A 25,979-nucleotide genomic window follows, 5' to 3' on the forward strand; every position below is an offset into this window, starting at 1 on the left:
AATCAGCAGATCCCATGACCTCAACCACTTTTAACAAATAAAAAACACAATATAAACGTTTCATCTCTAACTAACGAACCACTCAAGGAGAGATGCGCCGGATTTTATCCTGAGACAGCAAGGGCTTGTCTGCTCCCCCTCCGCCTGGCGCCAGGCGGCATGAGCGTAAAAAAAAGCCCCGACCAGAGGCCGGGGCTTGAGACGATGAACGACAGGATCAGCGATTGATGGCGATCGGCATGCCGCTGCGCTGCTCCAGCGCCTGCTTGACCAGCTGGGAGTCGCTGTCGGCATGGGCGATAAAGCGGGTCGCGGCCTGGGTCATGGGCAGCGGAGCAGGCAGACTGGAGTTGAACTCGGCTTCGCTGCGAGACAGAGGCTGGTGCACTTCCAGATAACGGCGGCCATCGGGCTCGACGGTGGCCTTGATCGGCTGGTTGACGAACTGCACTCGCGTGCCGACCGGGATCTGCTTGAACAGGTACTCTATGTCTTCGTTACGCAGCCGCACGCAACCGTGGCTCACCCGCAGGCCTATACCGAACTGGGCATTGGTACCGTGGATGGCGTACATCTTGCCGATGTAGAGCGCAAACAGCCCCATGGGGTTGTCCGGGCCTGCTGGCCAGACTGCCGGCAGGCTCTCGCCACGGGCGGCATACTCGGCATGCATCTTGGCGGTCGGGGTCCAGGTCGGGCCCGCCTTCTTGCGCTGCACGCTGGTCACCCAGTTTTCCGGGGTGTCGGTGCCGAGCTGACCGATGCCGATGGGCAGCACTTCCACCACCTTCTTGCCTTTAGGGTAGTAGTAGAGGCGCATCTCGGCCACGTTCAGCACTATGCCTTCGCGGGGGGCATCCGGCAGTATCAGCTGATGGGGGATGACCAGCTTCTCACCCGCCTGCAGCAGCAGGGGATCCGCCTTGGGGTTGGCTTCGAGCATATTGGTCAGCCCCAGCTGGAATTTGGCGGCCACGGCCTCCAGTGGCTGACCGTTTTCGGCGGCCGGCACCACGTATTCCATATTCTCGCCCACCAGACGGCTGTTGGCCCCGGGCAGATCGTATTGAACGGCAAACACAGGCGCGGCGGCCAGAACAAGGCTGCAGCACAGAGCAGCCGCACTATTACGAAGGAGCTTCATAACTTTCCCATGATGATGACTTGATTGACGTCTCAGGGCTGACAGCTGATTCAAGAGGGATCAGGGGCGCGAAGAGAAGGCCGCCATTTTTCTCCTCTGCACACCAAATTTCAACTGACAACTGGATACGGGTCGATGATTAATATGGCGTTTCCCCTGCCACCTCGACCCGTGTCCTTACTCCGTTTGTCCCCTCTGCCAGGCACGCATATCGTAACCTGTGGGAGATTGATGTAACCGCAGATGAAATTGCTCAATGATGGCGAAGATATGGTCGAAAATATCAGCCTGGATCCCTTCGTAATCCGCCCAGGCCGTGGTCGCCGTGAAGCAGTAAATTTCCAGCGGCAGACCGTCAGTGGTCGGTGCCAGTTGGCGCACCATCAGCGTCATGTCCTTGCGAATACCGGTATGGGCGCGCAGGTAGGCGTCCAGATAGGCGCGCAGGGTCCCGAGATTGGTAAGGTGGCGCCCATTGATGGGGCAACTGAGGGCATCGCTGAGCTGCTGGTTATAGGCGCTCAACTCCTGCTCCTTGCGGCCCAGGTAGGGCGCCAGCAGCTGGGCCTGCTTGAGCTGCATCTGCTCATCCGCGGTCAGGAAGCGCACGCTGGTCATGTCGATATTGACGCTGCGCTTGATGCGGCGACCGCCGGATTCCGTCATCCCCTGCCAGTTCTTGAAGGAGTCGGAGATGAGCGCATAGGTGGGGATGGTGGTGATGGTCTTGTCCCAGTTCGACACCTTGACGGTGGTGAGGCCGATATCGGTCACCTCGCCGTCGGCACCGTACTTGTCCATCTGCAACCAGTCGCCGACGCTGAGCATGCGGTTGGCGGAGAGCTGGATCCCCGCCACCAGGCCGAGGATGGGGTCCTTGAACACCAACATCAGCACGGCTGTCATGGCACCCAGGCCACTGAACAGGAAGAGCGGTGACTTGCCGAGCAGCAGGGCGATCATCAGGATGCCGACCAGTATGCTGGCCACCAGCTTCACCCCCTGAAAGATGCCGCGCAGGGGCAAGTCTCGCCCGAGCCGGGTGTAACGGCTCACCGACGACATGCAGTCGAGCAGGGCAAACAGGGCCAGCAGCAGGAACAGCAGGATCCAGAACTGGGTCACCATCTCGATCAGCTGCAAACTGTCGGAGCCGCTCGGCAGCCAGATCTCCGCCTGACCGAGCATAACGGCGCCCTGCAACACGAAGGCAAGTCGATAGAACAACCGCTGTTGCAACTGGGGGGGCAGCCACACCTGTTTGGACTTGGCGAGCACTGTCACCAGCCGCACCAGCAGGACCCGGTGCAACAACACGTGCAATATCAGCGAGGTAAGGACGATAAAGCCCAGGGCGATCACCAGCGCCATCATGTTGCTGACTTCAACACCCATGCTCGCCAGCCAGTTAAAAAATATCACCTTCATCCCTACCTCCTGTACATGAAACAGCCGTCAGGGTACGTATCTGCCACCCCATGTCAAATGACAACTTGCTCAGCCGGAGGCCTGAAACGACAACGCCCGGCGCAGGCCGGGCGTTGTATCGGAGCGAGGGGCGTTAGCCGACCAGACTCAGGGCATCGCGGGCGATGACCAGCTCTTCATTGGTGGGCATCACCAGCGCCAGACGGCTGCCTTCAGCCGTGATGGGGCCTTCTCCACCGAGCACGGCGGCATTGTTGGCCTCTTTATCGACCTTGAAGCCGAACAGGGCCAGACGATCCAGCACCATCTCGCGCACCATGGCGGCGTTTTCACCGATACCGCCGGTGAACACCAGAGCATCGAGGCGACCCTCCATGGCAGCAGCGTAAGCGCCAACATACTTGGCAACTCTGTAGGTGAAGACATCCAGCGCACGCTTGGCACCGGCGTCGGTCGCATAGTTGGAGGTGACATAGCGGCAATCGCTGCTCACCTCGGTCAGACCCAGCAGACCGGATTCGCGGGTAAGGGTGTGATTGATCTCGTCCACGCTGTAACCGAGCTGATCGTGCATGAAAAAGACGACGGCGGGGTCGATGTCACCGGAACGGGTGCCCATCGCCAGCCCTTCCAGCGGGGTCAAGCCCATGGAGGTATCGACGGACTCACCGTTCTTGATGGCGCAGACGGAAGCACCGTTGCCTAGGTGGCAGTTGATGATGTTGAGCTCGGCCAGCGGCTTGCCCAGCGCCTTGGCGGTCTCTTCTGCGATGAAGCGGTGAGAGGTGCCGTGAGCGCCATAACGACGGATGCCGTTCTCTTTATAGAGCTTGTAGGGCAGCGCGTAGAGATAGGCTTCCTGCGGCAGCGTCTGGTGGAAGGCGGTGTCGAACACGGCCACGTTCTTCTCGGCAAGTTGCGGGAAGACCTTGAGCGCAGCACGAATGCCGATGAGGTGCGCCGGGTTGTGCAGGGGGGCGAACGGAATGGCGGCCTCGATGCCGGCGATCACGCCATCATCGATGCGAACGGAGCGGGAGAACTGCTCGCCACCGTGCACGATGCGATGGCCGATGGCCACCAGCTGCTCGGCCAGGGTCGGATCCTGAGGCAGGATGTGGCCCACTATGTGGTCGAGGGCGGCCTGGTGAGCGGCACCCGCTCCCAGCATGGCTTCGCCCTTGACCCCGTGGAGTTTCCATTTGATACGTGCATCATCCAGATTGAAGCATTCGGCCAGGCCGGACAGCATGTCCTCACCTGTTTCGGCGTCCATTACGGCAAATTTCAGGGAAGAGCTACCGCAGTTAAGGATCAATACCAACTTGCTCATGTTCTACATCTTCCTGTGCTTCGGCTTTATGCCGACAGTGTCGTGTCATCCAACAATGGATGGGATTCCCCTGCCGGGGGCTTATGGTCGCAGGAAAGTGCGCCCAATTTTTCAATACGTTAAGTGCGGGTCCCGAAGACGCTGTGCACTCGATTCATCATGGGGTCGGTGTGAACCCGGAGGGTGCCGCGCACCCGTTGAGCTGCCGTGCTGACGGCTACAGGCCGGCCAGCAAATCCTTGTGCACCTTGACCACCAGCTTCTTCACGTGAGCCGGCTGGTTGGGGGTACAGAGAGGGCGATGCAGTTCTCCCGGCCAGAAGATGGCAAAGTCGCCGGGCTGCAACGCCAGATAACTGGTCTGTTCGTCGTCGACGAACCAGAGATCGGGGTGGGGATGATCGGCGCCGTCATTGACGTAACTGTGAGGCCCGACACCTATCCACTCTTCCCCGCGCAGCAGCAGTTGTATATCCAGATACTGCTGATGGAACTCGCCACGGCGATCCGCTGCCGGCTCGGTCAGCTCTTCGCTCACCAGACAGAACAGCGTGAGGCCGTCGATCTCTGTCTTGCCGAGCGGCGCACTCAGCCAGTGGTCGACGCTCTTCACCACCTCGACCATGATACGGGCCAGCGGGGCGGGCAGCGGCGTTCGCTGCAGGGTATTCAGACTGCCGGTGATCATGGCGAGCGGATCCTTAGGTGTATTCAGGCGGCATCTTTGCCGCAAAATGAAAAAGGACCCTGTTCAGGTCCTTGTGTCGCACCATCTGCAATCCATGCAGACAGGAAGCGCCTATTTGCTCGTGCCGAGCGTCTGAGGTCACTGTTACACACTCATCCGCTGCTTGCCAAGAGACGAAAACGCATTCTCCCAGTGATCGTACCAGCTGAAACAATATTATTCACTACTCCATCGTCGTCGACTTTGACCAGACGCAAAAACGGGAGCATCTGCTCCCGTTTTTTTCACACAACCGGTGTCATTCAAGCCTTGCGGGCGTTTTCCACCGGCTTGGCATACATGGCGCGCCAGATGGCCTTGTGCTCTTGTGGCACCTCTGACTGACGAGTCAGGAAGGCCGCCTGCTCTATGGTATTGGCCTTGCCGGACACATCTGCAGCCAAGTAGTTGCCCGGGAAGAGGCGATAATTGCCCCAGATTGCCTTGTCGATCAGCGCCGCCAGCTCGTCCGGATCGCTGAAACCCTCGCTGATGGGGGCGCCGAAGGAGACATGTACCCGTCCCTTCTGGCCGACGATGCCGGCAACGATGCTCTCGATATCCTCGAACTCGCCTTTTTCGTAGCTGCCGTTGACCGACTTCTCGTACAGCTCGCGCGCCTTGGCCTTGTCGGTGGGATCCAGCTCATAGCTGATGCTGACCGGCACTATGTTGAGGCTGCGCATGTAGTCGACGAAGTCGATTTTCTGCTTCTTGCCGTCTACATAGAACATCTTGAGGATGGCGGGATCCGTCTTGTCATCGCCATTCTTGGCGCGCCCTTCCTTCTGGGCGATCCAGATGGAGTGGCCTTCGTGTACCGACTGGCCGATATAGGCGGACAGCTCGCCGAGCATCTTCATCATCTCCCGCGGTCCCTTGGCGGAGCGCTTGACGATGAAGCTCTTGTTGAGCTTCATCAGCTCGGTGGCGCAGGGTTTGCGCAGCAGGTTGTCACCGATGGCGATGCGTACCGTATCAAAACCATGGGTATGCAGCCCCCAGTTGACGAACGCCGGATCCATGGCGATGTCCCTGTGGTTGGAGACAAACAGGTAACCCTGCTCTTTCTTGAGGTGTTCGAGGCCGGAGAAGGTCACGCCCTTGGTGGAGGTGGCGATCATGCGGGACATGTAACGGGTCACCCCCATCTGCACCTGATGGATGGTGGTCACCTTGGACCACTTGTAGCGCAGGAATTGGCGGATCAGCGGGCGAATGGCCCAGCCAAGCCAGCTCATCAGGGAACCGAAACGATACTTGGCGATGGCGCCGATAAATTCATCATCCTGGATCAGCCGTTCTATGGCTGCCGGCACTTCTTCATCGCGGTAGGGGCGAATGTCCGCGAATCTATCTACTTCAATCACAATGTCAGCCTTGCGTGTAAGGAGTCGCGGCCAACCGAGTTGGCCGGGAAATTCAGGGCGCAATTTTACACGCTTTTATGGCAAGGGGTATGGAGCGAGTACGAATAGTGAGATCTGACCAGTTAATCAGGCTGCAATGCCAGTGTCACCGCCGCTTCGGCATGAATCGCAGTGGTGTCATAGAGCGGAACGGCCGCTTTTGAGTCACCCACCAGCAAGGCAATCTCGGTACATCCCAGGATCACGGCCTGGGCACCCGCCTCGGCCAGCCCGGCGATGATGGCGAGATACTCGGCGCGCGATGACGCCAGGATCTCGCCAAGACAGAGCTCGTCATAAATGATGCTATGCACCCGTTCGCGCTGCGCCGCTGGCGGCACCAGCACCTCAAGCCCGAACAGGGTTTGCAGGCGGCCCTTGTAAAAATCCTGCTCCATGGTGAAACGGGTGCCAAGCAGCCCGACTCTTTGCACACCGTCCGCCAGCAACTGGCGAGCGGTGGCATCGGCGATATGGAGCAGCGGAATATCGATGGCAGCCTCAATCTCGGGCGCCACCTTGTGCATTGTGTTGGTGCCGATCAGCAGAAAATCGGCGCCGCCAGCCTGCAGCTTGCGCGCCTCGGCAGCCAGCAGGCGCGCGGTCGCGGGCCAGTCACCAACATGCTGCAGCCGCTCTATCTCGGCAAAGTCGACGCTGCTCAGCAGCACCCGCGCCGAGTGCAGGCCGCCGAGCCGTGCCCGCACATCCCGGTTGAACGCCTGATAGTAACTGACGGTGGATTCCCAGCTCATGCCACCCAGCAGACCGATACATTTCATGGGGACTCCTTTAATACAGTGCCAGTGCAGTATGGCGCTGCCAGCGAGATAAAAAAGGCCCCGAAGGGCCAACAAGACAGAAGGTAAGGCCAAAGGTCCAGGGTCTGTTGACGTCTGTCGCGGCCGAGCTGACACGTCAAAGGATCTTGGACGCCTAAATCCAGATCATCAGCACGCAGGCTGCCGTGGCGAGCCCCATGCCAAGGTTGAAACGACGCCAGCCTGTGGCGGTGCGGATGAGGCGGCGCACCTGGGCACCGAACAGCACCCAAAAGGCACCGGTATACAGGCCGGTCACAAAAAAGATGCCGAGCACCCAGCTGGCCGAGGGCCAGTAAGCCTCCCCCGCCAGGGTAAAGCCACTGATGGCGGAGAGCGCCATCATCCAGGCCTTGGGGTTGAGCAGTTGCAGCATGGCTCCCTGATGGGCCGGAATGAGCGGTCGGTTGCCCTCGGTCGGGCCACTGGCGGTCGCCACCTTCCAGGCCAGCCAGAGCAGATAGGCCGAGCCAATCAGCTTGAGACCGTCATGCAGCAGCGGCGCCTTTTCAAACATCACCCCGAGCCCCAGCGCCGTGGCCAGGATCATCAGGTTGATCCCCCCCACCACCCCCACCAGCAGGGGAAGAGTGCGGCGAAATCCCTGGGCGGCACCGGCACTGGTGAGCAGCATGTTATTGGGGCCCGGCGTGCCACAGGTAATAAGGGCAAAGCCCGCCAGGGGAAGCAACCAGTTCAGATCCATCTCAACCTCTTGGTGATACAAAGCGTCCGATATACGGCAAGCCTTCTAATATGCAGAGCCAGCCCCGTGGCGACAAGTCAGAAATGGCTCTTTCTTGCCTGCCAGCGGCGCGCGCTCAATACCAGAGCATCACCACGCAAAGCGCCGTCAGCACACCAAGGGAGCCGTTGAGGCGCCGCCAGCCCCTATCCGTGCTGATCCAGTTGCTCAACTGGTGGCCGAACAAGACCCAGACAAAACAGACCGGGAAGCCCACCAGCGGAAACACCAGCATGATCCCCCACAGGCTAGGCCAGTAACTGGCACCTGGCAGACTGAACAGACTGATGGCGGAGATGGCCATCATCCAGGCCTTGGGATTGAGAAACTGAAAGCCCAACCCTTCCAGCAGGGTCAACGGACGGGCACGCCGGGCCGGATCACCGGGGGCACCGGCTACGGCGATACGCCACGCCAGCCACAGCAAATAGAGGCTGCCGAAGATCTGCAGCCCCAACCGCAGCAGAGGCCAGCTCTCGAACAGGGGATAGAGCCCCAATGCCATGACCAGTTGCAACACGGGCTGACCCACGGCCACGCCGGTCAGGTGTGGCAGGGTACGGCGCACCCCGAAGTTGGCGCCAGATGCCGTCAGCATCAGATTGTTGGGGCCCGGCGTACCGCAGGTGAGCACGGCAAAGCCGAACAGGGTGACATACCATTCCATCGTCATCTTGTGACTCCTTCATTGCCACATTGTATCGATACAATGTGGTGTATTTGATTGTGAACAGGTTGGCTTTCACGCTATATTGAGGACAATTTTGGATCAATGGATTTATTGTCACCATGACAATCTGGACCCCGGACCTAACCCCCTTCGATGGCCCCCTCTATCTCAAGCTGGTGAAAGCCATAGAGCAGGCCATTCTCAGTGGCGACCTGTCACCCCGAACCCGCTTGCCGACCCACAGGGCCCTGGCGGATCGGCTGGGAGTGACCGTCGGTACCATCACCCGTGCCTATGGCGAGGCGGAGCGGCGCGGCCTGCTGGCGGCCAAGGTGGGACACGGCACCTGGGTCAAAGGGACAGGCATGGATCCGGCCAATGAGTGGGTGATCCGCAAGGAAGAGGGGCATCGCATCGAGCTGTGGCAGAACCTGCCGGTGCAGCTGGACAGGGCCGCTATCATACGTCCCATGCTGGGAGAGCTGGCCGACGGGGATCTCAATGCCCTGCTCGGCTATGACAAGGAGGCGGGCCAGCCCGGTCAGCGCCAGCTGTTCATCGACTGGCTGGCCGAGCAGGGGGTACACGGCAGCGAGGATCGCCTGCTGTTCAGCCACGGCGCCCAGCACGGCATCATGCTCTCTCTGCTGGCCACCGGCTGCGTGGGGGAAACCATTTTGTGTGAAGGCCTCAGCTACCCCGGCATGCTGGGCAATGCCCGCCAGCTGAAGAACCAGGTGGTGGGGCTGGCGATGGACGAGGAGGGGTTGATCCCCGCCGCGCTGGAGGCCGCCTGCCGCACGCGGCGGGCCAAGCTGCTCTACCTCACCCCGACCCTGCAAAATCCCACCACCGCCATCATGAGCCAGGCACGGCGCGAGGCCGTCGTCGCCATCGCACGCCACCATGACCTGCTGATCATCGAAGATGACGTCAACGGCCTGCTGCCCAGTATCCCGGTAGCCCCCCTGGTCAACCTGGCGCCGGAGCGGGTCATCTATCTGGGCAGCCTGGCCAAGATCGCCTGTGGCGGCCTGAGGGTCGGCTTCGTGCTGGCGCCGCCCGCCCTGCGCAACGCCTTCGCCCAGGCGATGCGGTTGTCGAGCTGGATGGTGAGCCCGCTCTTGATCGAGCTGGCCTGCAAGCTGGTCAGCCAGCGCCAGATAATGCCATTGGTCGAGCAGCAGCGGCAGATCCTGGCACGTCGCGGCGAGCTGTTGCGCCACCTGTTGCCGGGGGCTCACTGGCAGGCGGGCTCAATGCACGCCTGGCTGCCATTGCCGGAGCCGTGGCGCAGTCAGGAATTCGCCGAGGCTGCCAACGCCCTTGACGTCGGGGTGGCGAGCGGAGAACACTTCGCAGCCGGCCAGTTCGCCGCGCCGCAAGGGGTACGGCTGAGCCTGAGCCAACCGGCCACAGATGCCCGTGTCGCCGAGGGACTGGAGCGGCTGGCACAGCTGCTGCGCACCGTGCCGCCCACCAATCCCCTGCTATAGTCAGCCACCATCAGTCAGCCACTATCCGGCCCAGCGCGCCAAGATCCGGGCGCCCAAAGGAGAGCCCATGCACCCGACCCGCGTCTCGCTTCTGCTTGTCACTCTGCTGCTGGGGGGCTGCGCTGCGCCCGGTCATCAACAGCTGGGCACGGCACTGAGCGGGCTGGAGGGGGAGCTGCAACGGCTGGAAGAGGAGCTGGCCGCCATGAACGGCCTCCATTACCAGAAGGCAATCGATGCCCCCTTGAGCCTGCGCCGCCATCTGGTTGCCGCCTCCCCTCCGGTAGCAGGAGTAAGGCTCGAGCGTCGCCAGTTGCAGGATGGGCCACGGCTCAATTATCACTACCGGCTGCCGGATGGCATGACGACCCTGCCACTCGACAATCCCTGCCTGCGTTATGAGTTCGAGTTGCGCCATCTGGGTCGTCTGGGCCAGCTGGCGCTCAGCTGGCAGGGACGCGACGCTCAGGGCTCCCGCCTGATCCACCAGCGCGATTGCCCCTTCTCGGCCAGTGGGCCCGGCCTGCAATAAGCCGCCTTTGCTCAATCCAGGCGCCCCCTATGGTCAGTTGAAAGGCGCCCCCACATCTTGTAGCTTGCCTCCATCCCCTTCTCTTGACTCCCTTGGCCGGAAACCGCCCCATGAAACTGACTCCCCTGTGGCTGGCGCTGTGCAGCCTGCCTGTGCTGGCCTGTGGCCCGGATGGCTGCGAAACGCCGCTCACCCTGCAACTGACTGCAGCCCAGTGCCATCTGAACGGACTGCCATTTCTCTCCCCCGATAACGACACCCGTACCAATCTGGCCTTGCTGCTGGCCGATGAGCAGGCGTTCTCCCTGCCCGGTGGGGCTCTGCCTCTCCCATTTCGGATCGATGAGCTGATAAGCCCGACCGTTGGCGATACCGCACCTGCCGGACCGGATCCCCTGCTGGCGCTGGCCGCGTCGCTCGGCATAGAGGCCGCCACCACTGAAGCGGCCATCACCCGGGCCGGCAGCTGGAGCGAGGGGCGCTGTATCAGCAACAATCCAGTCTCTGCCGAGGCCTTCTTGCAGGCACTGGTGCAAACGCCCGCCCTTACCGCCGGCGATCGCAGCCAGCTGGCAAGCCAGCGGCTCGCCATGCTGGGTCAGTGCGGCCATGCCCAGGACGCGGCAGAAAGCATGCCCCAGGGCGAAAGCAAGACGGCGCCGCTGTCCGTCGCCGCCAAGGGGTTTGCCGACTACCTGACCGCCAGCCAGCATTTCTATCAGGGGGAGTTTGCGCAAGCCGACGCCCTGTTTTCCGCCCTCGCCGAACAGGACCAGCCCTGGCTCAAGGAGACGGCCGACTACATGAAGATCCGGGTCGCCCTCAACCAATCCCAGCAAAGCGCCTTCGACGATTGGGGCAGCCTGGACCGCAGCCAGATCGATCAGGCTCAGCTACAGCGCTGCGAGCAGCTCATCACCGACTACCGTACCCGCTACCCACAGGGGCGCTATCTGGATTCCGCCACCGGCTTGTTGCGTCGACTTGCCTGGTTCAAGGGGGATAACGAGCTGCTGGCCAGTCACTATCTGCAGGCGAGCCAACAGCAGAGCGAGCCGGATCTGGTCAACGAGATCGATCTCAAACTGCTGATGCAACCCGGCTTCACCGGCTCGGCAACCATGCCCATGCTGACCCTGGTGCAGGATCTGCGCCGGCTGCGGATCCATGACAGCTGGGATGAGTGGCAGCCGCTGCTCGCCGCCGAGATCGGCCAGCAGGCCCCCCAGTTTGCCCGGCACGCCCCCTGGCTGGCCTATCTGGAGCAGTCCAGCCGCTACTATCTCGCCAAGGATTATGCCGCAGTGGTCGCTGCCGCCCCTGCGCTGGCCAACGGCCCCCTGAATAATCTGGCCTTCAGCCAGCAGGTATTGAAAGGGATGGCACTGGCTGCCCAGCAGCAGTGGGCCAAAGCTGAACAGCAGTGGCGCGCCCTGCTCGCCAACCAGCCAACCCCCTTGCAGGATCAGCTGTTGCAGCTTGCCCTGGCCATGACCCTGGAACGGGTAGGTCAGCTGGAGCAGGTGTTTGCCAAGGAAAGCCCCATCAAGAGCGATCACTACCGCATCCCGCTGCTGGAGTATGTGGCACCGGCGCCCCTGCTGCGCCGCATGGCCCGGGATGAAACCGCCTCCGAGCCCCTGCGTCAGCGCGCCAGTTACACCCTGAGTTACAAGCAGCTGACCCATGGCGACTACCAGGGCTTCCTGCAAGATGTGGCGGGCACTCCCCCTGCGGCACCGTTCAACTGGCAAGGCAGCCAGGGTTATCAGTGCCCGGCCCTGACCGAGGTGGTCGCCACCCTCGCCAAGGCGCCTGGTACGCCCAAAGCCCTCAACTGCCTGGGCGAGTTTTTCCTGGCACAAGGGCTGGATTGGGATCCCCTGCTCCATCGACCAGGAGCCGATACCCTGGCGGGGAGCCAGGACCTGTTTGCCGGCAAGCAGCGCAGCCGCCTCGACTGGTATCAGCAGATCATCTCCAATCCCAAAGCCGCCAAGGACGACAAGGCCTACGCCCTCTATCGCGCCATCAACTGCTACGCCCCGAGCGGCAGCAACGGTTGCGGCAGTCAGGATCTGCCCGTCAGCCAGCGCAAGGCCTGGTTCAACACCCTCAAGCAGCAACACGGGGCAAGCCAGTGGGCAAAACAGCTCAAATATTACTGGTGATGCTGACGCTGCTCGGCACCGAGGCCAGGGCCGACGTCGAGGCGAGCCAGTACCGCCAGTTCTGGCTGTGGGCCGGGGTCAGACCCCAACCCGTGTTGCAGCAGGCAGATCGCCTCTATCTGCATCAAGGGGAGATAGGCCCCCTGGACCCGGCCCTGCCCCTGCGCTTTCAGGGTCAGGGCATAGCGCCGAGCAAGCTGCCGGTGGGCGAACTCTGGCTCGCCTATCGGGTGGAGCGGCTCGACTGGAATGACACCCTGCTGCAGAACCTGGAAAACCAGCTGGCGGCCTGGCAGCGAAAGGGCAATGAAGTGCGCGGCGTCCAGATAGATTTCGATGCCCGCACCCACCAGCTGGCCGACTATGGGCACTTCCTGCGTCAGCTGCGACAACAGTTGCCCGCTCGCTACGCCATCAGCATCACAGGCTTGCTGGACTGGACCCGCACCGGTGACATCAGGGAGCTGAACGCCCTGACAGGTGTGGTCGACGAGCTGGTGGTGCAGACCTATCGGGGCCGTCATACCGAACCCGGCTATGCCCGCTATCTGCAGACGCTGCACCGGCTGACACTGCCATTCAAGCTGGGGCTGGCACAGGGGGGAGAGTGGGATCCCGCCTGGGAAGCGAGATTGGCACAGATCCCCGCCTATGGGGGAGCTGTGGTGTTTCTGATCAATCCGCCCCCCCCTTGACCCCGGCGGGGTATTGACCAGAGTACAATTTACAGACAATAGTGAAAGCTCTTTTTGACTCCATCCCATGCCATACTTTTTCGTAACGTGAACCAGCAAGGGAGCGCCAAGGATGCAGATCCTTCTGATCGAAGACGATGCCATGCTCAGCTCGGCCCTCTCCCAAGGTCTGAGTGATCATGGCGTCACGCCATCCCAACTGACCTATTGCAAGGAACTCTCCACACTATCCGCCCTGCTGCGTCAGCAGCCGTTCGACGCCATCATCTGCCGCCAGTATCGCCATCAGGCCCATGAGGGGATCCGTCTGCTGCAGGAGGCCCACTATCTGGGCCTGCTCGAACCTGGCTGTGTGCTCTTGCTGCTGGATGGGGACGATGAATTGCTCCAGTACCCCCCTTCCGAGCTCTATTTTCCACTGCACCTGTCCATGCCCTTTACCACGGATCAGCTGACACGCAGTTTGCACGAACTGGTGTTGCTGACCGGGCTGACCCGGCCCTTGCCCCCGTCAATGAAGCTCAGGGAGTGGCGCCTCGCCTGCTCCCTGTGCGAAGACCTGCTCTACCAGCAGCAGAAGAAGAACAAGGCGCTGGGCCCACTGCTGGACAGGGTCAAGGGTTACATGTTGCTGCAGGAGAAGGATCACTTCCAGGCCACCCAGCACTATGCCATGTGTACCACTGAACACGACGCCTGGTGGCCACGCAAGGGGCTGATCCACGCTCTGCTGGGACTGAACAAGCTGGACAGCGCCCGCAAAGACCTGACCCGCAATCAGGAACGGCTGCCGCCGACAATACAGCTGGAACTGATGTTGGCCTGCCTGCTGCACGAGGCGCAGTGGGAATCAGCCTGGGAGGTCCTCGGCAAGCTGCTGCAAAAACAGTCCTGGCAGCCGGAATGGCGTCAGGCGGCCATCTTGCTGGCCCTGCTGCTGAAAGATGAAGGGAAGGCACTCGAACAGGCAAACGCGCTCAGCCTGCGATTTTTCAGTGAGCACAGGTTCCGCCTGTCTATCGAGAATTTCGTCCTGAATGCCAGTCTGGCCGTACTCTGGCACTACCCCACGGCAGCCAGGATCAGTGCCCTGCAACAGGAGTTTGACTATCTCAGCAAGGCCGCCACCCTGCGGGCCCACGAGGCTGCATTGCTGCAGGCCCTTATGCTGGGTCTGGATTATCGCTTCGATGACGCCATAGTGCTGCTGGCCAAACACCCGCCAGAGGCGGCGCGGGACAATCATCTCAACCAGTTGCTCGGCTTTGCCGTCAGCCAGTTTTGCGGCCTGCCCCACCACGCCCAGCGCTATCTGGCAAAGCTCGGCCAGTACCAGGCCAGAGTGGCACCGTCGCCGCTGCTCCAGCGGATGTTCAATCAAGTCGTCACTGAACTCAAACTCCAGCTGGACCGCCGTGAGCAACGCCTGACCTACCTGCGCCAGGAACGGCAGCGGGCCAGCGCATCGGGTCAGCATCAGCTCGCAGTGCAATACGCCATGACACTGCAGGAAGAGTTCCCGGCACTGCCGGGGGATGCCTGGCAACTGCTGGAGTTGCTGCAGCTGTGCTGGCCTGCCGGCATGCCCGCCCCCAAGGTGGCATTGCTGGTTGATCGGCTGGAGCGGCGCCTGACCCACAGCGCCACCTTCATGGAACACCATGCCGATGCGTACCAGAAGACCTTGCTGCAGATCAGATCACACCTGCACCCCAAGTCATCCTCTTCTCCGCCCAACTGAGCCCGCTGATGGCCGGGCTGGCGGACCTCGCAAGAAGCCCTCTTAAAACAGACCCCGCACCAGAATACCGGCGATCAGCAGCGGTGCGACCAGTCGCCAGCACCAGAGCAGGCCGAGCCGCAGCACGGGTGATAAACCGGCGGGCAATATGGTGTCCCCCAGTCGCCAGCCCAGCAGCAGAGTCAGCACCAGGCCGAACAGCGGCATCATCAGGTTGGAGGTGAGGTAGTCGAGCAGATCGAAAATCGTCTTGCCAAACAGGGTCAGCTCGCTCCAGAGGCCGAATGAGAGGCTGACCGGAATACCTGACACCATGATGAGCAGGGTCAGCACCCGACAGGCACCGCGCCGTGACCAACCCCACTCCTCCGTGGTGAAACGCACCAGATGCTCCAGCATGGAGATGGAAGAGGAGAGTGCCGCCACCAGCAGCAGCAGGAAGAAGACCACTCCCAGCCCCTGACCGAACGGCAGATGACTGAACACGGCAGGCATTGTCATGAAGGTGAGGCCGGGACCGGCAGTGGGATCGATACCGGTCGAGGCCAGCGCCGGGAAGATCATCAGACCCGCCAGCACGGAGATAAGGCTCGCCAGCGTCACCACCCAGACCCCGGAGCGCAGCACTCCTTCGCTGTTAGGCAGGTAGGCGCCATAGGTGGTATGCACCCCGAGGCCAATGGAGAGGGAGAAGAAAGCCAGCCCCAGCGCATCCAGCACGCTCTGGCCGGTCAGCATGGAGAAGTCCGGCACCAGCAACTGACGTACCCCTGCCATGGAACCCGGCATGGAGAGACCCACCCCCACCAGCAGCAACATCATGATGAACAGCGCCGGCATCATCCAGCGCAGTGCCCGCTCCACCCCTTTCTGAATGCCGCCCTGCACGAACCACCAGGTCAGTCCGGCAAAGACCAGATGAGTCAGCACGGGCCACCAGGGGTCACTGACATAACCGTTGAACAGGGCGGTGAGGGCGCTGCCCTCACTCAGGTTGAGCTTGCCCGCCACCGCCAGCGCCGCATACCCCACGGTCCAGCCGCCCACCACGCTGTAGAAGCTGTAGATGAAGAAGCCGCACAATATCCCCATGTAGCCCATCCAGCGCCAGTTCGGGCCGACCAGCTTGTGGAAGGCACCGAGCACGCCGCGCTGACTGCGGCTGCCGAGCAATGTCTCCCCCACCAGTACGGCTACCCCCAGGGTGAAGCTGAACAGCAGGAACACCAGCAGGAAGGCACCGCCACCATTGGTGGCCGTCACATAGGGAAACTTCCAGATGGCGCCAAGGCCGATCGCCGTACCGGCCGCTGCCAGCACATGACCGAGACGGGAAGACCACTGAACCTGGCTCATACAACCTCCGGGGAACACAACATCGAATCGATACTCCATGGGTAAACATCAAACGGGCAACAACAAAAAAGGCCGCCTGGCGGCGACCTTTGCAATGAACATTCAGACAAACTGCGCGTGCAAGGTCACCTCTCCTGAGAGCTGCAAAATCGGCCTGACAGCGCGAAAACGGGTGACATGAATAGGATGACCTGAACGCCAAAAAGGAGCCACAGCCTAAACCATGGCAAGAAAAATTGACACAATGAGAAATAAAAATTTTCAACTCCCATTGAAAACCCTATATTTATCAATCAGGGACGCCCTGTTGACCATGATAATGTCCTCCCTGCGACCAGCCCGTTGGTTTAATCTTTATGGGTAAGTGACGTCCCGTCACCGATCAGACGGCTAGCCTGGTTCGGCCACTTGATTCAGCATATGCAACAGGACAGTGCATGAAACGAACTCTGCTCATCGGAGCACTCTTCAGCCTCAGCCTGACACTGTCGGCACAACCCTCGCTGACCCTGCTCAGCCATGAACTCGTCCCCTTCACTCATCACCATGATGGCAAGCTCGACGGGCTCGCCGTTCGCCTGATCCAGCAAATACAAGATGAACTGGGAGAAACGTATCCCATCCGGATTTACCCCTTCAAACGGGCCCTGGCACTGACCAGACTGGAGCCAGGATATGCGCTGTTTGTTACCCAGTGGGCACCCGAGAGAGAACCCTTCTTTAAATGGGTAGGACCACTGTTTCGGAGCAAGGTGATCATCTATCAGCCCCCGTCACCCAGACACAAACTGAAGAGCCTCGACGACTTGCGTCATTTGCCAAGGGTCGGGGTTGTGCTCGGTAATGCCGATGACGAACGACTCACCCGCGAGGGATATACCAATCTGGTGCGCTACCAATCGGTTGAGGAAGCCTTGCAACGCTTGGTACTGGGCAAAATTGATGCATTTCCGGTAGGTGAAATGGTGCTGGATGCCACCTTGGAACAGCGAGGGTTATCACATCGCAGCGTGACCAACTCGGGGGTAGTCCTTCATGAGTCATGGCTCTACCTCGCCTTTTCCAGGGATCAGGATGATGCCGTCATAGCCCGTTGGCAGTCCGCGCTCGACAAGGTCAGGTTGAAAAGTGGGAGGGACATGCTGCCCCCCCATCAAGATCGAACCTCACATCAAGCCGCGCAACAGGATCCCGCCGATCAATAAGGGGGCCAGCCAGCGCCAGCAACCCATCACCAGGGTCCGCCAGTGCTGAGCCAAGCTCTGGGGCAGCGCTCGCTGACCCAGCTTCCAGCCCAGCAACAGGGTGAGCGCCAGCCCGAACATGGGCATCATCAGGTTGGAGGTGACAAAATCCAGCAGCTCGAAGATGTTCTTGCCAAACAGGGTCACATCCGCCCAGGGGCCGAACGACAGGCTGACGGGAATGCCGTTCACCATCACCAGCAGAGTAATGAGGCTGCAGGCCGCGCGGCGTGACCAGCCCAGACTCTCGCAGATGAAGCACTGCAGATGCTCCAGCAGCGAGATGGCCGAAGAGAGCGCCGCCACCACCAGCAGGGAGAAGAAGATCACCGCCAGTCCCTGACCAAACGGCAACTGCTGGAACACCGCCGGCATCGTCATGAAGGTGAGGCCCGGGCCGGAGGCGGGGTCTATGCCGGTCGCCGCCAGCACGGGGAAAATCATCAACCCCGCCAGCACGGCGATGAGGCTCGCCAGCAGTACCACCCAGAGGCTGGAACGGCCTACGCCTTCGCTGGAAGGCAAGTAAGCTCCATAAGTGGTGTGAATGCCGAGCCCGATGGAGAGGGAGAAGAAGGCCAGCCCCATGGCATCGAGCACGCCGGACATGCCGAGCTTGCTGAAGTCCGGCATCAGGAAGTGGCGTACCCCGGCCATGGCATTGGGCAGGGTAAGACCGAAGGCCACCAGCAGCAGTATCATGATGAACAGGGCCGGCATCATCCAGCGCAGGGTGCGCTCCACCCCCTTCTGCACGCCCCCCTGCACGAACCACCAGGTGAGAGCGGCAAACAGCAGGTGGGTCAACACGGGCCAGAGAGGATCGCCGACGTAGTCGTTGAAGCGGGCGGTCAGGGCGGCGCCATCCCCATGCTGCAGGCTACCGGCCAGCGCCATGCCGGTGTAGCCCAGGGTCCAGCCGCCCACCACGCTGTAGAAGCTGAAGATAAGCAGGCTGCAGAGCAGGCCCATGGCCCCGACCCAGCGCCAGCGCTTGCCCATCAGGGCGCTAAACGCCCCCACCACACCACGGCGGCTCATGCTGCCGAGCAGTGTCTCTCCCATCAGCACCGCCACCCCCAGGGTGAAACTGAACAGCAAAAAGACCAGCAGGAAGGCACCGCCACCATTGGCGGCGGTTACGTAGGGAAACTTCCAGATAGCGCCGAGACCGACGGCGGAGCCTGCGGCGGCCAGAATATAACCAAGCCGGGATGACCATTGGGACTGCTTCATAAGAACTCCAATACAGGTGCCCACGAGCTGGGCCCAAAACGGCGCTCAGAGTACGGTCAAGGCCACGCAATCACAACGCCGCTTATCGGGCTAAAAAACGATTTATTGGCATCATTACCTAATAATATTCAGTTTTACGCGTTATCGTGCCGAAAAATAAAAACCGGAGCATTTTTGCTCCGGTTTTGACTGTCATGGACTCGCATTGAGCGCCTAGATAACCCCCAGTTCCCGCAGTCGCTCCATCAGGTAGCTGTGGGCGGTATGACGCTCGGAGAGCACCACATCCGGCCGCGGGTGAAGGAACAGCGGCAGGGAGATGCGGGACTTAGCGGCGCTGCCGCCGGTCGGATTGATGACGCGGTGGGTGGTGGAGGGGTAGTAGCCGCGAGAGGCCTCCTGCAGCATGTCGCCGATGTTGATGATCAGGGTGCCAAAATCGCACGGCACGTCCATCCACTCCCCGTCGGCTCCCTTCACCTGCAGGCCCGGCTCGTTGGCGGCGGGCAGTATAGTCAGCAGGTTGATGTCTTCATGGGCGGCGGCGCGAATAGCACCCGGCGCTTCGGTGCCGTCAAACGGCGGATAGTGCAACACCCGCAGCAGTGTCTTCTGGCTCTCTTCAATCATGGAAGAGAGCGGGCAGCTGTAGTGAGCGGCGATGTCGCTCGGGGTGTATTGCTCCACCCAGCCCAGCAGCTCGGCGGCCAGATCGTTGGCGAGGCGATAGTACTCCATCGCCTGCTCCCTGAGCGCTTCCGGCATCTGGCCCCAGGGATAGAGGTGGAAGTACTCCTTGATGTCCTTCTGGCTGTGCCCCTTGGCCACCTCGGACACAGACGGCGGGAAGTAGCCGTCCTGGGTCTCGCGGTTGAACAGGAAATCCTGCTTCTGTTCGCTCATGAAGAAGCGATACCAGTTGTCATAGATGGACTGCACCAGCTCTTTCGGGATGGGGTGGTGGGTCAATACCCCGAAGCCCGTGGTACGCAGGGATTCGGTGAAGCGCTGCGCCGCATCGGGCGAGCGGTAATCGACGGTCAGGACTTTCATTATTTTTGTTACGCGCCAGTTAAAAGATGGCGCAGTTTACCTCGCCCATGACCACAAGGAAAGTGAGCCGCCCCTCCCGCCCCGGCCGGTCGCGAATAGTGACAAAAACGTCAAAAAACGGCGCCAGCCAAGACCCGAGATCCTCCCTTGTTCTGACCCGGCATCCTCACTAGAATGCCTCCATCATCCACGCTGGAGCCCGTTTATGTCCCCCAAGATCCTGTTGCTGACCCTGCCTTTTCTGCTCGCCGGTTGCAGCTCGCTGTCGGAAGAGGAGTGCCGTGCCATGAGCTGGTACAACCTGGGCTATCAGGATGGGGAGCAGGGCAAGACCCGTCAGGCGACCCGTGACTATGTATCGACCTGTGGCGAGTACGGCCTCAAGGTGGATGAAGCAGAGTGGAAACGGGGCTATGCCAAGGGGCTGGAGCTCTACTGCATTCCTGAACTGGCCTACAGCAAGGCCAAGTCAGGTCATGAGTATCTGGGGGTCTGTCCCAACGATGCCAGCTTCCTCACCCAGTACGATCGCGGTCGCAAGGAGTACCTGCTGGAGAAGCAGCTCAGCGAGATCAAGAGCGACTTGCAGCAGACAGAACGGGATATCGAACAGCTGGAGCGCCAGATCCGCAACGAGAACGACAGCAAGCAGCGCGACTACTACCGTGCCCAGCGCGAGCGGGCCATCCGTCATTACGAGGGACTGCGCCGAGACTACAACCGGATCCGCTTCCCTGATCGGGTGATCCAGTTCTCTTTCGGCAATTAAGACTCGGGCTGCACCGAGTACAGCAGACACCTCCTCCCGGCCTGGGCGATCCCCTTCTCTTTCGGGCATGGATGCAAAAAGAAAAGGCCACCCGGGCTATTTCCCAGCCTGGATGGCCCCTTTCCTCTGGCCACGGATCCTTACGAGGGCAGCACCCAGCGCTGCAGCGCCAGCGCGATCCCGTCTTCGTTGTGATCGGCGGTCACAAGGTCGGCATGGGCCTGCACATGGGCGGCGGCATTGCCCATGGCAACCGCCAGCCCTACCTGCTCGAACATGCTGATGTCGTTGTTGTTGTCACCAAACGCCACCACGTTTTCCATCGCTATCCCCTCGCTCTCGGCCCACAGGGCCAGCCGGTTGCCCTTGCTGCACCCCGGTTGCACCAGCTCCACCGCATATGGCGCCGCCCAGTCACGGGTAAAGGGCATGGCCTCGACCACCTCCCCCATGAACTGATGCAGCAGGGCAGGATCCTGGTTGAACAGCTCCAGCTTCCAGATCGGATTTTTCAGCCAGCTCGCCAGATCGTCCGCAGGCAGCAGGGAGATCTTGAGATGATCCGGCTGGTTTGCCGACCAGTGGCGCATCCGGGTGATGTGATCCTCGCAGCCGATATAGCCGATCCCTTCGCTAAGGTGGAACAGGGCCCCCATCTGCTGCGCCTCGACCTGAGCCAACAGCTCGGTGAGCGGGGCTACCGCCAGCGGGGCTACCGCCAGCGGGTCCCCCGCCAGGATCCTCTCCTGCGCCGGATCATAGAGGTAGGCACCGTTGCTGCAGATGATGGGGGTATCGAGGGCCAGCTCGTGATGGAAGGGGCGCGCCGTCATGAAGTGGCGGCCCGTCACCAGCAACACCTTGATGCCGTGGGCCCGCGCCTGGGCCAGCGCCGCTCGGGTCGCGGACGAGATCTTGTGATCCCGGGTCAGCAGGGTACCATCCATATCCAGCGCGATGGCCTTGTACTCACTCATAGCTCCTCCAGCCTCAAACAAATCAGCAAAGAGCCTTACCGTCCCAGAGCCGGCGCCCCGATGCAAGCCCTGTCAGGGACCGGGCCCCCAATCTGTGATCTGACCGGGGCACACGGCAAGTCCCTCCCGTCCACGGCTCCTCAACCCGGCTCGGCACAGCTCGCCAGACGCTGGCGTCGATCGGCCCGTTTGCGCAAACCATAGAAACCGATGGCACAGATCACACCTGAGAGGGCAGCCAGATAGAAGGGCCACTCGATGCCCGCCAGCAATGCCAGACTGCCCACTACGACCGCCAGGATTGAGCCGACCACATTCAGCCCACGGTAGAGCCCCATCGCCTGCCCCTGCTGCTCGGCATGGCTGCGATTGGAGATGGCCACTGAAATGGCCAGCACCCCCAGGCTCATGCCGATGCCTGCTGGAATGAAGGTGAGCGTCAATCCCCACCAGTGGCTGGGCAGGATAAAGAGCAACATGCCCGCCGCCATCAACAGATGACCGACGATCCCGAGAGAGCTACCGCGCCAGTGGTGAGCAAACCTAGCACCTAACCAGGAGCCCGCCATCATCGGAAGGCTCACCAGTACCGAGGCCTGCGCCAACTGTGCCGGATCCCAGGCCAGCCGCTCCACCAGCCAGACGTTGAAATAGGTGAAATAGAGCTGCACCGCGCCGTAGCTGAGCAGGGTCAGTACGAAGTAGGGCAGCAGAGCCGGTTGCAACAGCAACTGGCGGCTGGAGAGGGTAGGCGCCTGCCGGATGGCTATCACGGGTGAGTGATAGGGCACCAGCCACCATACCAGCAGCAGATTGACCAGGGTCATGGCCACCGCCAGCCAGGCGGCCAGACTGTAATCCCCCGATACCACGGCCGCATAGCCCCCTATCATAGGCCCTACTACCCAGCCCAGGTTCATGCCGATGTTGATCCAGGCGAAGTTGCGGGTCTTGGTCTTGGTGGTGCTCATGTCAGCCGCCATGGCCTGCACGATGGCTATGTTGCCATTGAAGAATCCCTCCACCACCCGACTCAGCAACAACAGTGGCAAGGATCGCCAGACGATCCCCAACGCCATCAGGGCATACCCTGCCAGTACGCCGATCAGACAGAGCATCAGGATCGGTTTGCGGCCGTGGCGGTCCGAGAGTCTGCCCAGCCTGGGGGATCCCACCAGTTGAAACAGCGGATAGAGCCCCATGATGACCCCCAGCCACACCTTGCGACTCCAGTCAGATGCCTGTGGCGTCAACATGCCCTGCGCCGGATCCAGCATCAGTGGCGCCAGCACGGGCGAGGGCAGGCTGAAGCCCGCTATAGCCAGTATCACCGTCATCACCAATACCCAGAGGGTCGCCTGCCCCTTGATCCCTTCCATGTCAGCCTCATTAAATAAAGTTATTGGTTTATTTATACTGAGCAAGGCGTATTATTAAGTAAAGTGAATTGTTGATTTAAAAACCGCCGCTATCCATAATGACCCCATGAACATCCGTACTGACAAGATCCTCCTCCGATACCCTGGATCCTTGGCGCACCTGTCGATAACGAGAGCCATCGAATGAACGCCAGCACCGACAAGATACTGTTTCTGCTCAAGAGTCACGGCCCCCAGAGCGCAGCCGCGCTGGGGGAGCAGTTGCAGATGACTTCCATGGGCGCCCGCCAGCATCTGATCGCGCTGGAATCCGACGGCTGGGTGGGTTTTAGCGATGAAGCGCGCGGCCGTGGCCGCCCCGTGCGCCTGTGGCATCTGACCGAACAGGCCTGGCAGCGCTTCCCCGATACCCACAGCGAACTGACCTTGCAGCTTATCGACAATATCCAGCAGCTGTTTGGCGAGGTGGGCATGGAGCGACTGATCCAGCAGCGTGAGCAGCAACAGCTGGGCCGTTATCAGGCACAGCTGACCCAGCCTGCGCTGGCAGACAGGCTGGCCACGTTGAAAGAGCAGCGCACGCGAGAGGGCTATATGGCAGATATGCGCCAGGAGGAGGACGGCAGCTGGTTGCTATGGGAGAGCCACTGCCCCATCTGCGCCGCAGCGCGGGCCTGTCGGGGCTTTTGTCGCAGCGAGCTGGAGATGTTTCGCCAGTTGCTGGCACCGGCCAGGGTGGAGCGGGAACAATACCTGCTGGACGGGGATCACCGCTGCCTCTACCGCATCACGCCGCCGACCTCGTGATCGCCGAATGCCAGAAACAACAAAGCAGGCGCCGGGATGCCTGCTTTGTTGCCTTCGGGGAGGAGGTGCTCTCGTTCCAGCCCGTCGTTTCCCGATAAGGTCGGACGGCTGATGGGGTGTGTGACCCGGTAAGGTCCTTCACCACAGAGACCGGGTTGGGTATCTGTCTTGCCACCGGAAGATGCAACCATAGTATCCCTCCCGGTGCGGTGAGTGGTTGCGAAGTAGCATGTATTTTCAGTTGTTTTTGCAATAGTTCACCCTTAATCTAGGAAAAGTGAATTAATAATTGCAACGAGGAACGGAGAATGCTGAAACTTGATCGCATAGACAGGCATATTCTGGAGCTGATGCAGGAGAATGGCCGCATCAGCAACCTGGAGCTGGCCGAGCTGGTCGGGCTCTCCCCCTCCCCCTGCTCCCGCCGGGTCAAGGCGCTGGAGGATGCCGGTCTCATCGATACCCACGTCACCCTGCTCAACGCCCGCCAGCTGGGGCTCACCCTCACCGCTTATATCCATATCTCCATGGACAGACACACGCCGGAACGGTTCGAGAACTTCGACAAGGCAATCAAGGAGCTGCCCGAAGTGCTGGAGTGCGACCTCATCACGGGCAACGATGCCGACTATCAGCTCAAGGTAGTGGTGCGGGACATGGAGCACTACCAGCACTTCCTGCTGGACAAGCTGACCCACATACCGGGCGTGACCGGTGTCCGTTCCAGCTTCGTGCTGCGCCGCATCAAGCACAAGACGGCACTGCCACTGAACCATCTGGGGTAAGGGATCAGCATGCTGGCATGTGTCCACCTCGACACGCGAGGTGAGGCGGATTGGAGCATGAGAGACCCCTGACGAAGAGAGGAGGCCCCAGGGCCTCCTCTCTTTATTGATTGCTATCTATTGGCGCTCGCTCATGTCGCGACCCAGTGCCCTGAGACCGGGTCTGATCAGACCGCGACCTGGCTGACATCCTGCACCTGCAGCAGCCAACCAGCCTGCTCCTGCTGGGGCTCACCGCTCACCCGCAATCGCTCACCGGTCGGTATCCACTGCCCCTCGGGCAGGGAGACCAGCAGACTCTCGCTGCCATTGTCGAACAGCCAGCGATCTTCCCCCAGCGACTCTATCAGATAACCTTCCATCTCCACTCTGGACTCGGCTTGCCAGGAAGGCGCAACGGAATCACGGCTCTCGATGAAATCCCCCTGAACACCAAAACTGGCTAGCCCCCACAGAATGGAGAGCCCGACCAAAGATGTTTGCATCTTGTCTCTCCTCTTTTGGAACTGTGGAGCCAGTATGGGAAGAGAAGCGTGAGCACACCATGAACAAGGTGGCAAAGTGCAGGCGAGATCGCGAAAAAAACCGGCCAATGGGCCGGCTGTGTCATTTTATGGCGCCGAGATCACACTATTTGGCGGCTTCCTCTGCCATCCGGGCCGCTCTTGGCTTATTCGTCCACATGGCAACGCCTCTATGATCTGCGCAGATCCCCTCTTCGATCACGGCACGTACCCGGGTGCCATCCTTGCAGATGGCCTGCCAGGCATCGGCATCATCGATCGCCATCGAAGGAGAGCGAGAACCTGTGCTGCAGGCGGTCAGCAACAGGGCAAACAGGGGCAACAGGATTTTCATGGGGTGGATCCTCAAGCTGTATGGGTCGGCCGAACTCAGCGCGCCAGCTGCGCCGAAATGCGATCGCAGAGCTGCTTGAGCTGGGCCAGTTCAGCATCGGCCAGATCCACCTGATTGCGCAAGTTGTCTGCCAGGCAACACGCTTTGACCTCCCGTTGCAGCTGGCGCCCCGCTTCGGTCAGGCAGATGCATTTTTGCCGCTCGTCCTCGCTGGAGACGGTGCGGGTCAGCCAACCCTTGCTCTCCAGCCGCTTGACGATGGGGGTCAGAGTGCCTGCATCCAGCCCAGTCTCCTGACCAATCTCCTTGAGGCTGACCTCATCCCGCGCCCACAGCGACAACATCACCAGATACTGGGTATAGGTCAGGTCCAATTTGTCCAGCAGCGGCCGATAGGCGCGCATCACGGCATTGGAGGCGCTGTAGAGGGCAAAACAGACCTGCTTTTTCAATTCACTCATGGGGGCACCTCGTTGGCAAGTGGGGCCAGTATACCCCAGCAAGGTGGAGGGAAAAATGATTTGCACACAAAACAGTTGCCAACCTTCGCGTTCAGGACTAGTCTGATTTTACTTTGCACACAAGACAAATCAGAGCACCCGA

26 protein-coding genes are annotated in these 25,979 nt (G+C 60.9%); 9 read left to right on the plus strand and 17 right to left on the minus strand.

The genetic code is table 11. The features are described 5' to 3' along the window. Positions 1 to 217: 217 nt before the first annotated feature. From ONZ54_RS18880 to ONZ54_RS18915, 8 genes are all read right to left on the minus strand, one after another. Positions 218 to 1,144 (minus strand): L,D-transpeptidase family protein, encoded by a 927-nt coding sequence (locus ONZ54_RS18880; protein ID WP_058395260.1) that lies wholly within the window; start codon positions 1,142 to 1,144, stop codon positions 218 to 220. A 177-nt stretch (positions 1,145 to 1,321) separates the two neighbouring features. Further along, positions 1,322 to 2,572 (minus strand): mechanosensitive ion channel family protein, encoded by a 1,251-nt coding sequence (locus tag ONZ54_RS18885; protein ID WP_059168317.1) that lies wholly within the window; start codon positions 2,570 to 2,572, stop codon positions 1,322 to 1,324. 133 nt (positions 2,573 to 2,705) lie between these two features. Beyond that, positions 2,706 to 3,905, minus strand: coding sequence for an acetate kinase (locus ONZ54_RS18890; RefSeq protein WP_005318706.1), 1,200 nt, complete (start codon positions 3,903 to 3,905; stop codon positions 2,706 to 2,708). 217 nt (positions 3,906 to 4,122) lie between these two features. Further along, complete coding sequence (locus tag ONZ54_RS18895; protein ID WP_059168318.1) at positions 4,123 to 4,593, minus strand: NanQ anomerase/TabA/YiaL family protein; 471 nt, start codon at positions 4,591 to 4,593, stop codon at positions 4,123 to 4,125. A gap of 302 nt (positions 4,594 to 4,895) precedes the next feature. Next, the gene (locus ONZ54_RS18900; RefSeq protein ID WP_271786899.1) at positions 4,896 to 6,002 is read right to left on the minus strand and encodes a 1-acyl-sn-glycerol-3-phosphate acyltransferase; all 1,107 of its coding nucleotides are present in this window, start codon (positions 6,000 to 6,002) and stop codon (positions 4,896 to 4,898) included. A 122-nt stretch (positions 6,003 to 6,124) separates the two neighbouring features. Continuing rightward, on the minus strand, positions 6,125 to 6,823 hold the full coding sequence (locus tag ONZ54_RS18905) for an aspartate/glutamate racemase family protein (protein ID WP_271786900.1): 699 nt from the start codon (positions 6,821 to 6,823) through the stop codon (positions 6,125 to 6,127). A gap of 154 nt (positions 6,824 to 6,977) precedes the next feature. Then, positions 6,978 to 7,568, minus strand: coding sequence for a LysE family translocator (locus tag ONZ54_RS18910; protein WP_271786901.1), 591 nt, complete (start codon positions 7,566 to 7,568; stop codon positions 6,978 to 6,980). A 115-nt stretch (positions 7,569 to 7,683) separates the two neighbouring features. After that, entirely contained in the window at positions 7,684 to 8,280 is a 597-nt protein-coding gene (locus ONZ54_RS18915; RefSeq protein WP_005318697.1) for a LysE family translocator, read from the minus strand. Between the two features lie 116 nt (positions 8,281 to 8,396). On the opposite strand from ONZ54_RS18915, the gene ONZ54_RS18920 reads away from it, so the two are divergent. The 5 genes from ONZ54_RS18920 (at position 8,397) to ONZ54_RS18940 (ending at position 14,912) form a co-directional block, all read left to right on the plus strand. Further along, on the plus strand, positions 8,397 to 9,773 hold the full coding sequence (locus ONZ54_RS18920) for an aminotransferase-like domain-containing protein (protein ID WP_271786902.1): 1,377 nt from the start codon (positions 8,397 to 8,399) through the stop codon (positions 9,771 to 9,773). Between the two features lie 67 nt (positions 9,774 to 9,840). After that, positions 9,841 to 10,305 carry a hypothetical protein gene (locus tag ONZ54_RS18925; protein WP_271786903.1) on the plus strand — a complete coding sequence of 155 codons (465 nt, stop codon included), beginning with the start codon at positions 9,841 to 9,843 and terminating at the stop codon, positions 10,303 to 10,305. Between the two features lie 110 nt (positions 10,306 to 10,415). Next, positions 10,416 to 12,476, plus strand: coding sequence for a PA5441 family protein (locus ONZ54_RS18930; protein ID WP_271786904.1), 2,061 nt, complete (start codon positions 10,416 to 10,418; stop codon positions 12,474 to 12,476). Beyond that, on the plus strand, positions 12,446 to 13,171 hold the full coding sequence (locus tag ONZ54_RS18935; RefSeq protein WP_271786905.1) for a DUF3142 domain-containing protein: 726 nt from the start codon (positions 12,446 to 12,448) through the stop codon (positions 13,169 to 13,171). The genes ONZ54_RS18930 and ONZ54_RS18935 overlap by 31 nt, the downstream gene beginning before the upstream one ends. 112 nt (positions 13,172 to 13,283) lie before the next feature. Beyond that, entirely contained in the window at positions 13,284 to 14,912 is a 1,629-nt protein-coding gene (locus ONZ54_RS18940; protein WP_005318685.1) for a response regulator, read from the plus strand. Positions 14,913 to 14,954: 42 nt separating this feature from the next. Here ONZ54_RS18940 and ONZ54_RS18945 read toward each other — a convergent pair whose 3' ends face one another. After that, on the minus strand, positions 14,955 to 16,268 hold the full coding sequence (locus ONZ54_RS18945) for a sodium-dependent transporter (RefSeq protein ID WP_131730035.1): 1,314 nt from the start codon (positions 16,266 to 16,268) through the stop codon (positions 14,955 to 14,957). A gap of 437 nt (positions 16,269 to 16,705) precedes the next feature. Between ONZ54_RS18945 and ONZ54_RS18950 the strand changes: the two genes are divergently transcribed. Continuing rightward, positions 16,706 to 17,473, plus strand: coding sequence for a substrate-binding periplasmic protein (locus ONZ54_RS18950; protein ID WP_131730036.1), 768 nt, complete (start codon positions 16,706 to 16,708; stop codon positions 17,471 to 17,473). On the opposite strand, the gene ONZ54_RS18955 is transcribed toward ONZ54_RS18950, so the two are convergent. Together ONZ54_RS18955 and ONZ54_RS18960 are read right to left on the minus strand one after the other, a co-directional pair. Further along, positions 17,435 to 18,748, minus strand: a complete 1,314-nt coding sequence (locus tag ONZ54_RS18955) for a sodium-dependent transporter (RefSeq protein ID WP_271786906.1) — start codon at positions 18,746 to 18,748, stop codon at positions 17,435 to 17,437. The two genes, ONZ54_RS18950 and ONZ54_RS18955, sit on opposite strands and share 39 nt — an antisense overlap. Before the next feature lie 213 nt (positions 18,749 to 18,961). Continuing rightward, positions 18,962 to 19,801 (minus strand): isopenicillin N synthase family dioxygenase, encoded by an 840-nt coding sequence (locus ONZ54_RS18960; protein WP_005318677.1) that lies wholly within the window; start codon positions 19,799 to 19,801, stop codon positions 18,962 to 18,964. A gap of 205 nt (positions 19,802 to 20,006) precedes the next feature. Here ONZ54_RS18960 and ONZ54_RS18965 point away from each other — a divergent pair, with 205 nt between their 5' ends. Then, positions 20,007 to 20,570: a DUF2799 domain-containing protein gene (locus ONZ54_RS18965; protein WP_005318675.1), complete on the plus strand. Its 564-nt coding sequence runs from the start codon at positions 20,007 to 20,009 to the stop codon at positions 20,568 to 20,570. Between the two features lie 140 nt (positions 20,571 to 20,710). Here ONZ54_RS18965 and ONZ54_RS18970 read toward each other — a convergent pair whose 3' ends face one another. Continuing rightward, positions 20,711 to 21,547, minus strand: coding sequence for a Cof-type HAD-IIB family hydrolase (locus tag ONZ54_RS18970; RefSeq protein WP_271786907.1), 837 nt, complete (start codon positions 21,545 to 21,547; stop codon positions 20,711 to 20,713). A gap of 140 nt (positions 21,548 to 21,687) precedes the next feature. After that, entirely contained in the window at positions 21,688 to 22,926 is a 1,239-nt protein-coding gene (locus tag ONZ54_RS18975) for an MFS transporter (protein ID WP_271786908.1), read from the minus strand. Positions 22,927 to 23,109: 183 nt separating this feature from the next. Between ONZ54_RS18975 and ONZ54_RS18980 the strand changes: the two genes are divergently transcribed. Continuing rightward, positions 23,110 to 23,733 carry a helix-turn-helix transcriptional regulator gene (locus tag ONZ54_RS18980; protein WP_271786909.1) on the plus strand — a complete coding sequence of 208 codons (624 nt, stop codon included), beginning with the start codon at positions 23,110 to 23,112 and terminating at the stop codon, positions 23,731 to 23,733. Here ONZ54_RS18980 and ONZ54_RS18985 read toward each other — a convergent pair. Further along, positions 23,706 to 23,924, minus strand: coding sequence for a hypothetical protein (locus ONZ54_RS18985; RefSeq protein ID WP_271786910.1), 219 nt, complete (start codon positions 23,922 to 23,924; stop codon positions 23,706 to 23,708). The two genes, ONZ54_RS18980 and ONZ54_RS18985, sit on opposite strands and share 28 nt — an antisense overlap. 117 nt (positions 23,925 to 24,041) lie before the next feature. Between ONZ54_RS18985 and ONZ54_RS18990 the strand changes: the two genes are divergently transcribed. After that, complete coding sequence (locus ONZ54_RS18990; protein ID WP_005318665.1) at positions 24,042 to 24,518, plus strand: Lrp/AsnC family transcriptional regulator; 477 nt, start codon at positions 24,042 to 24,044, stop codon at positions 24,516 to 24,518. Positions 24,519 to 24,685: 167 nt separating this feature from the next. On the opposite strand, the gene ONZ54_RS18995 is transcribed toward ONZ54_RS18990, so the two are convergent. From ONZ54_RS18995 to ONZ54_RS19005, 3 genes are all read right to left on the minus strand, one after another. After that, entirely contained in the window at positions 24,686 to 25,003 is a 318-nt protein-coding gene (locus ONZ54_RS18995; protein ID WP_005318663.1) for a hypothetical protein, read from the minus strand. Between the two features lie 145 nt (positions 25,004 to 25,148). Continuing rightward, entirely contained in the window at positions 25,149 to 25,376 is a 228-nt protein-coding gene (locus ONZ54_RS19000) for a hypothetical protein (RefSeq protein WP_021139485.1), read from the minus strand. Positions 25,377 to 25,411: 35 nt separating this feature from the next. Further along, complete coding sequence (locus ONZ54_RS19005; protein ID WP_271786911.1) at positions 25,412 to 25,837, minus strand: MarR family winged helix-turn-helix transcriptional regulator; 426 nt, start codon at positions 25,835 to 25,837, stop codon at positions 25,412 to 25,414. Positions 25,838 to 25,979: the final 142 nt, after the last annotated feature.

The sequence above is a fragment of the Aeromonas salmonicida genome (genome assembly GCF_028355655.1).
Taxonomy (GTDB): Bacteria; Pseudomonadota; Gammaproteobacteria; order Enterobacterales; family Aeromonadaceae; genus Aeromonas; species Aeromonas salmonicida.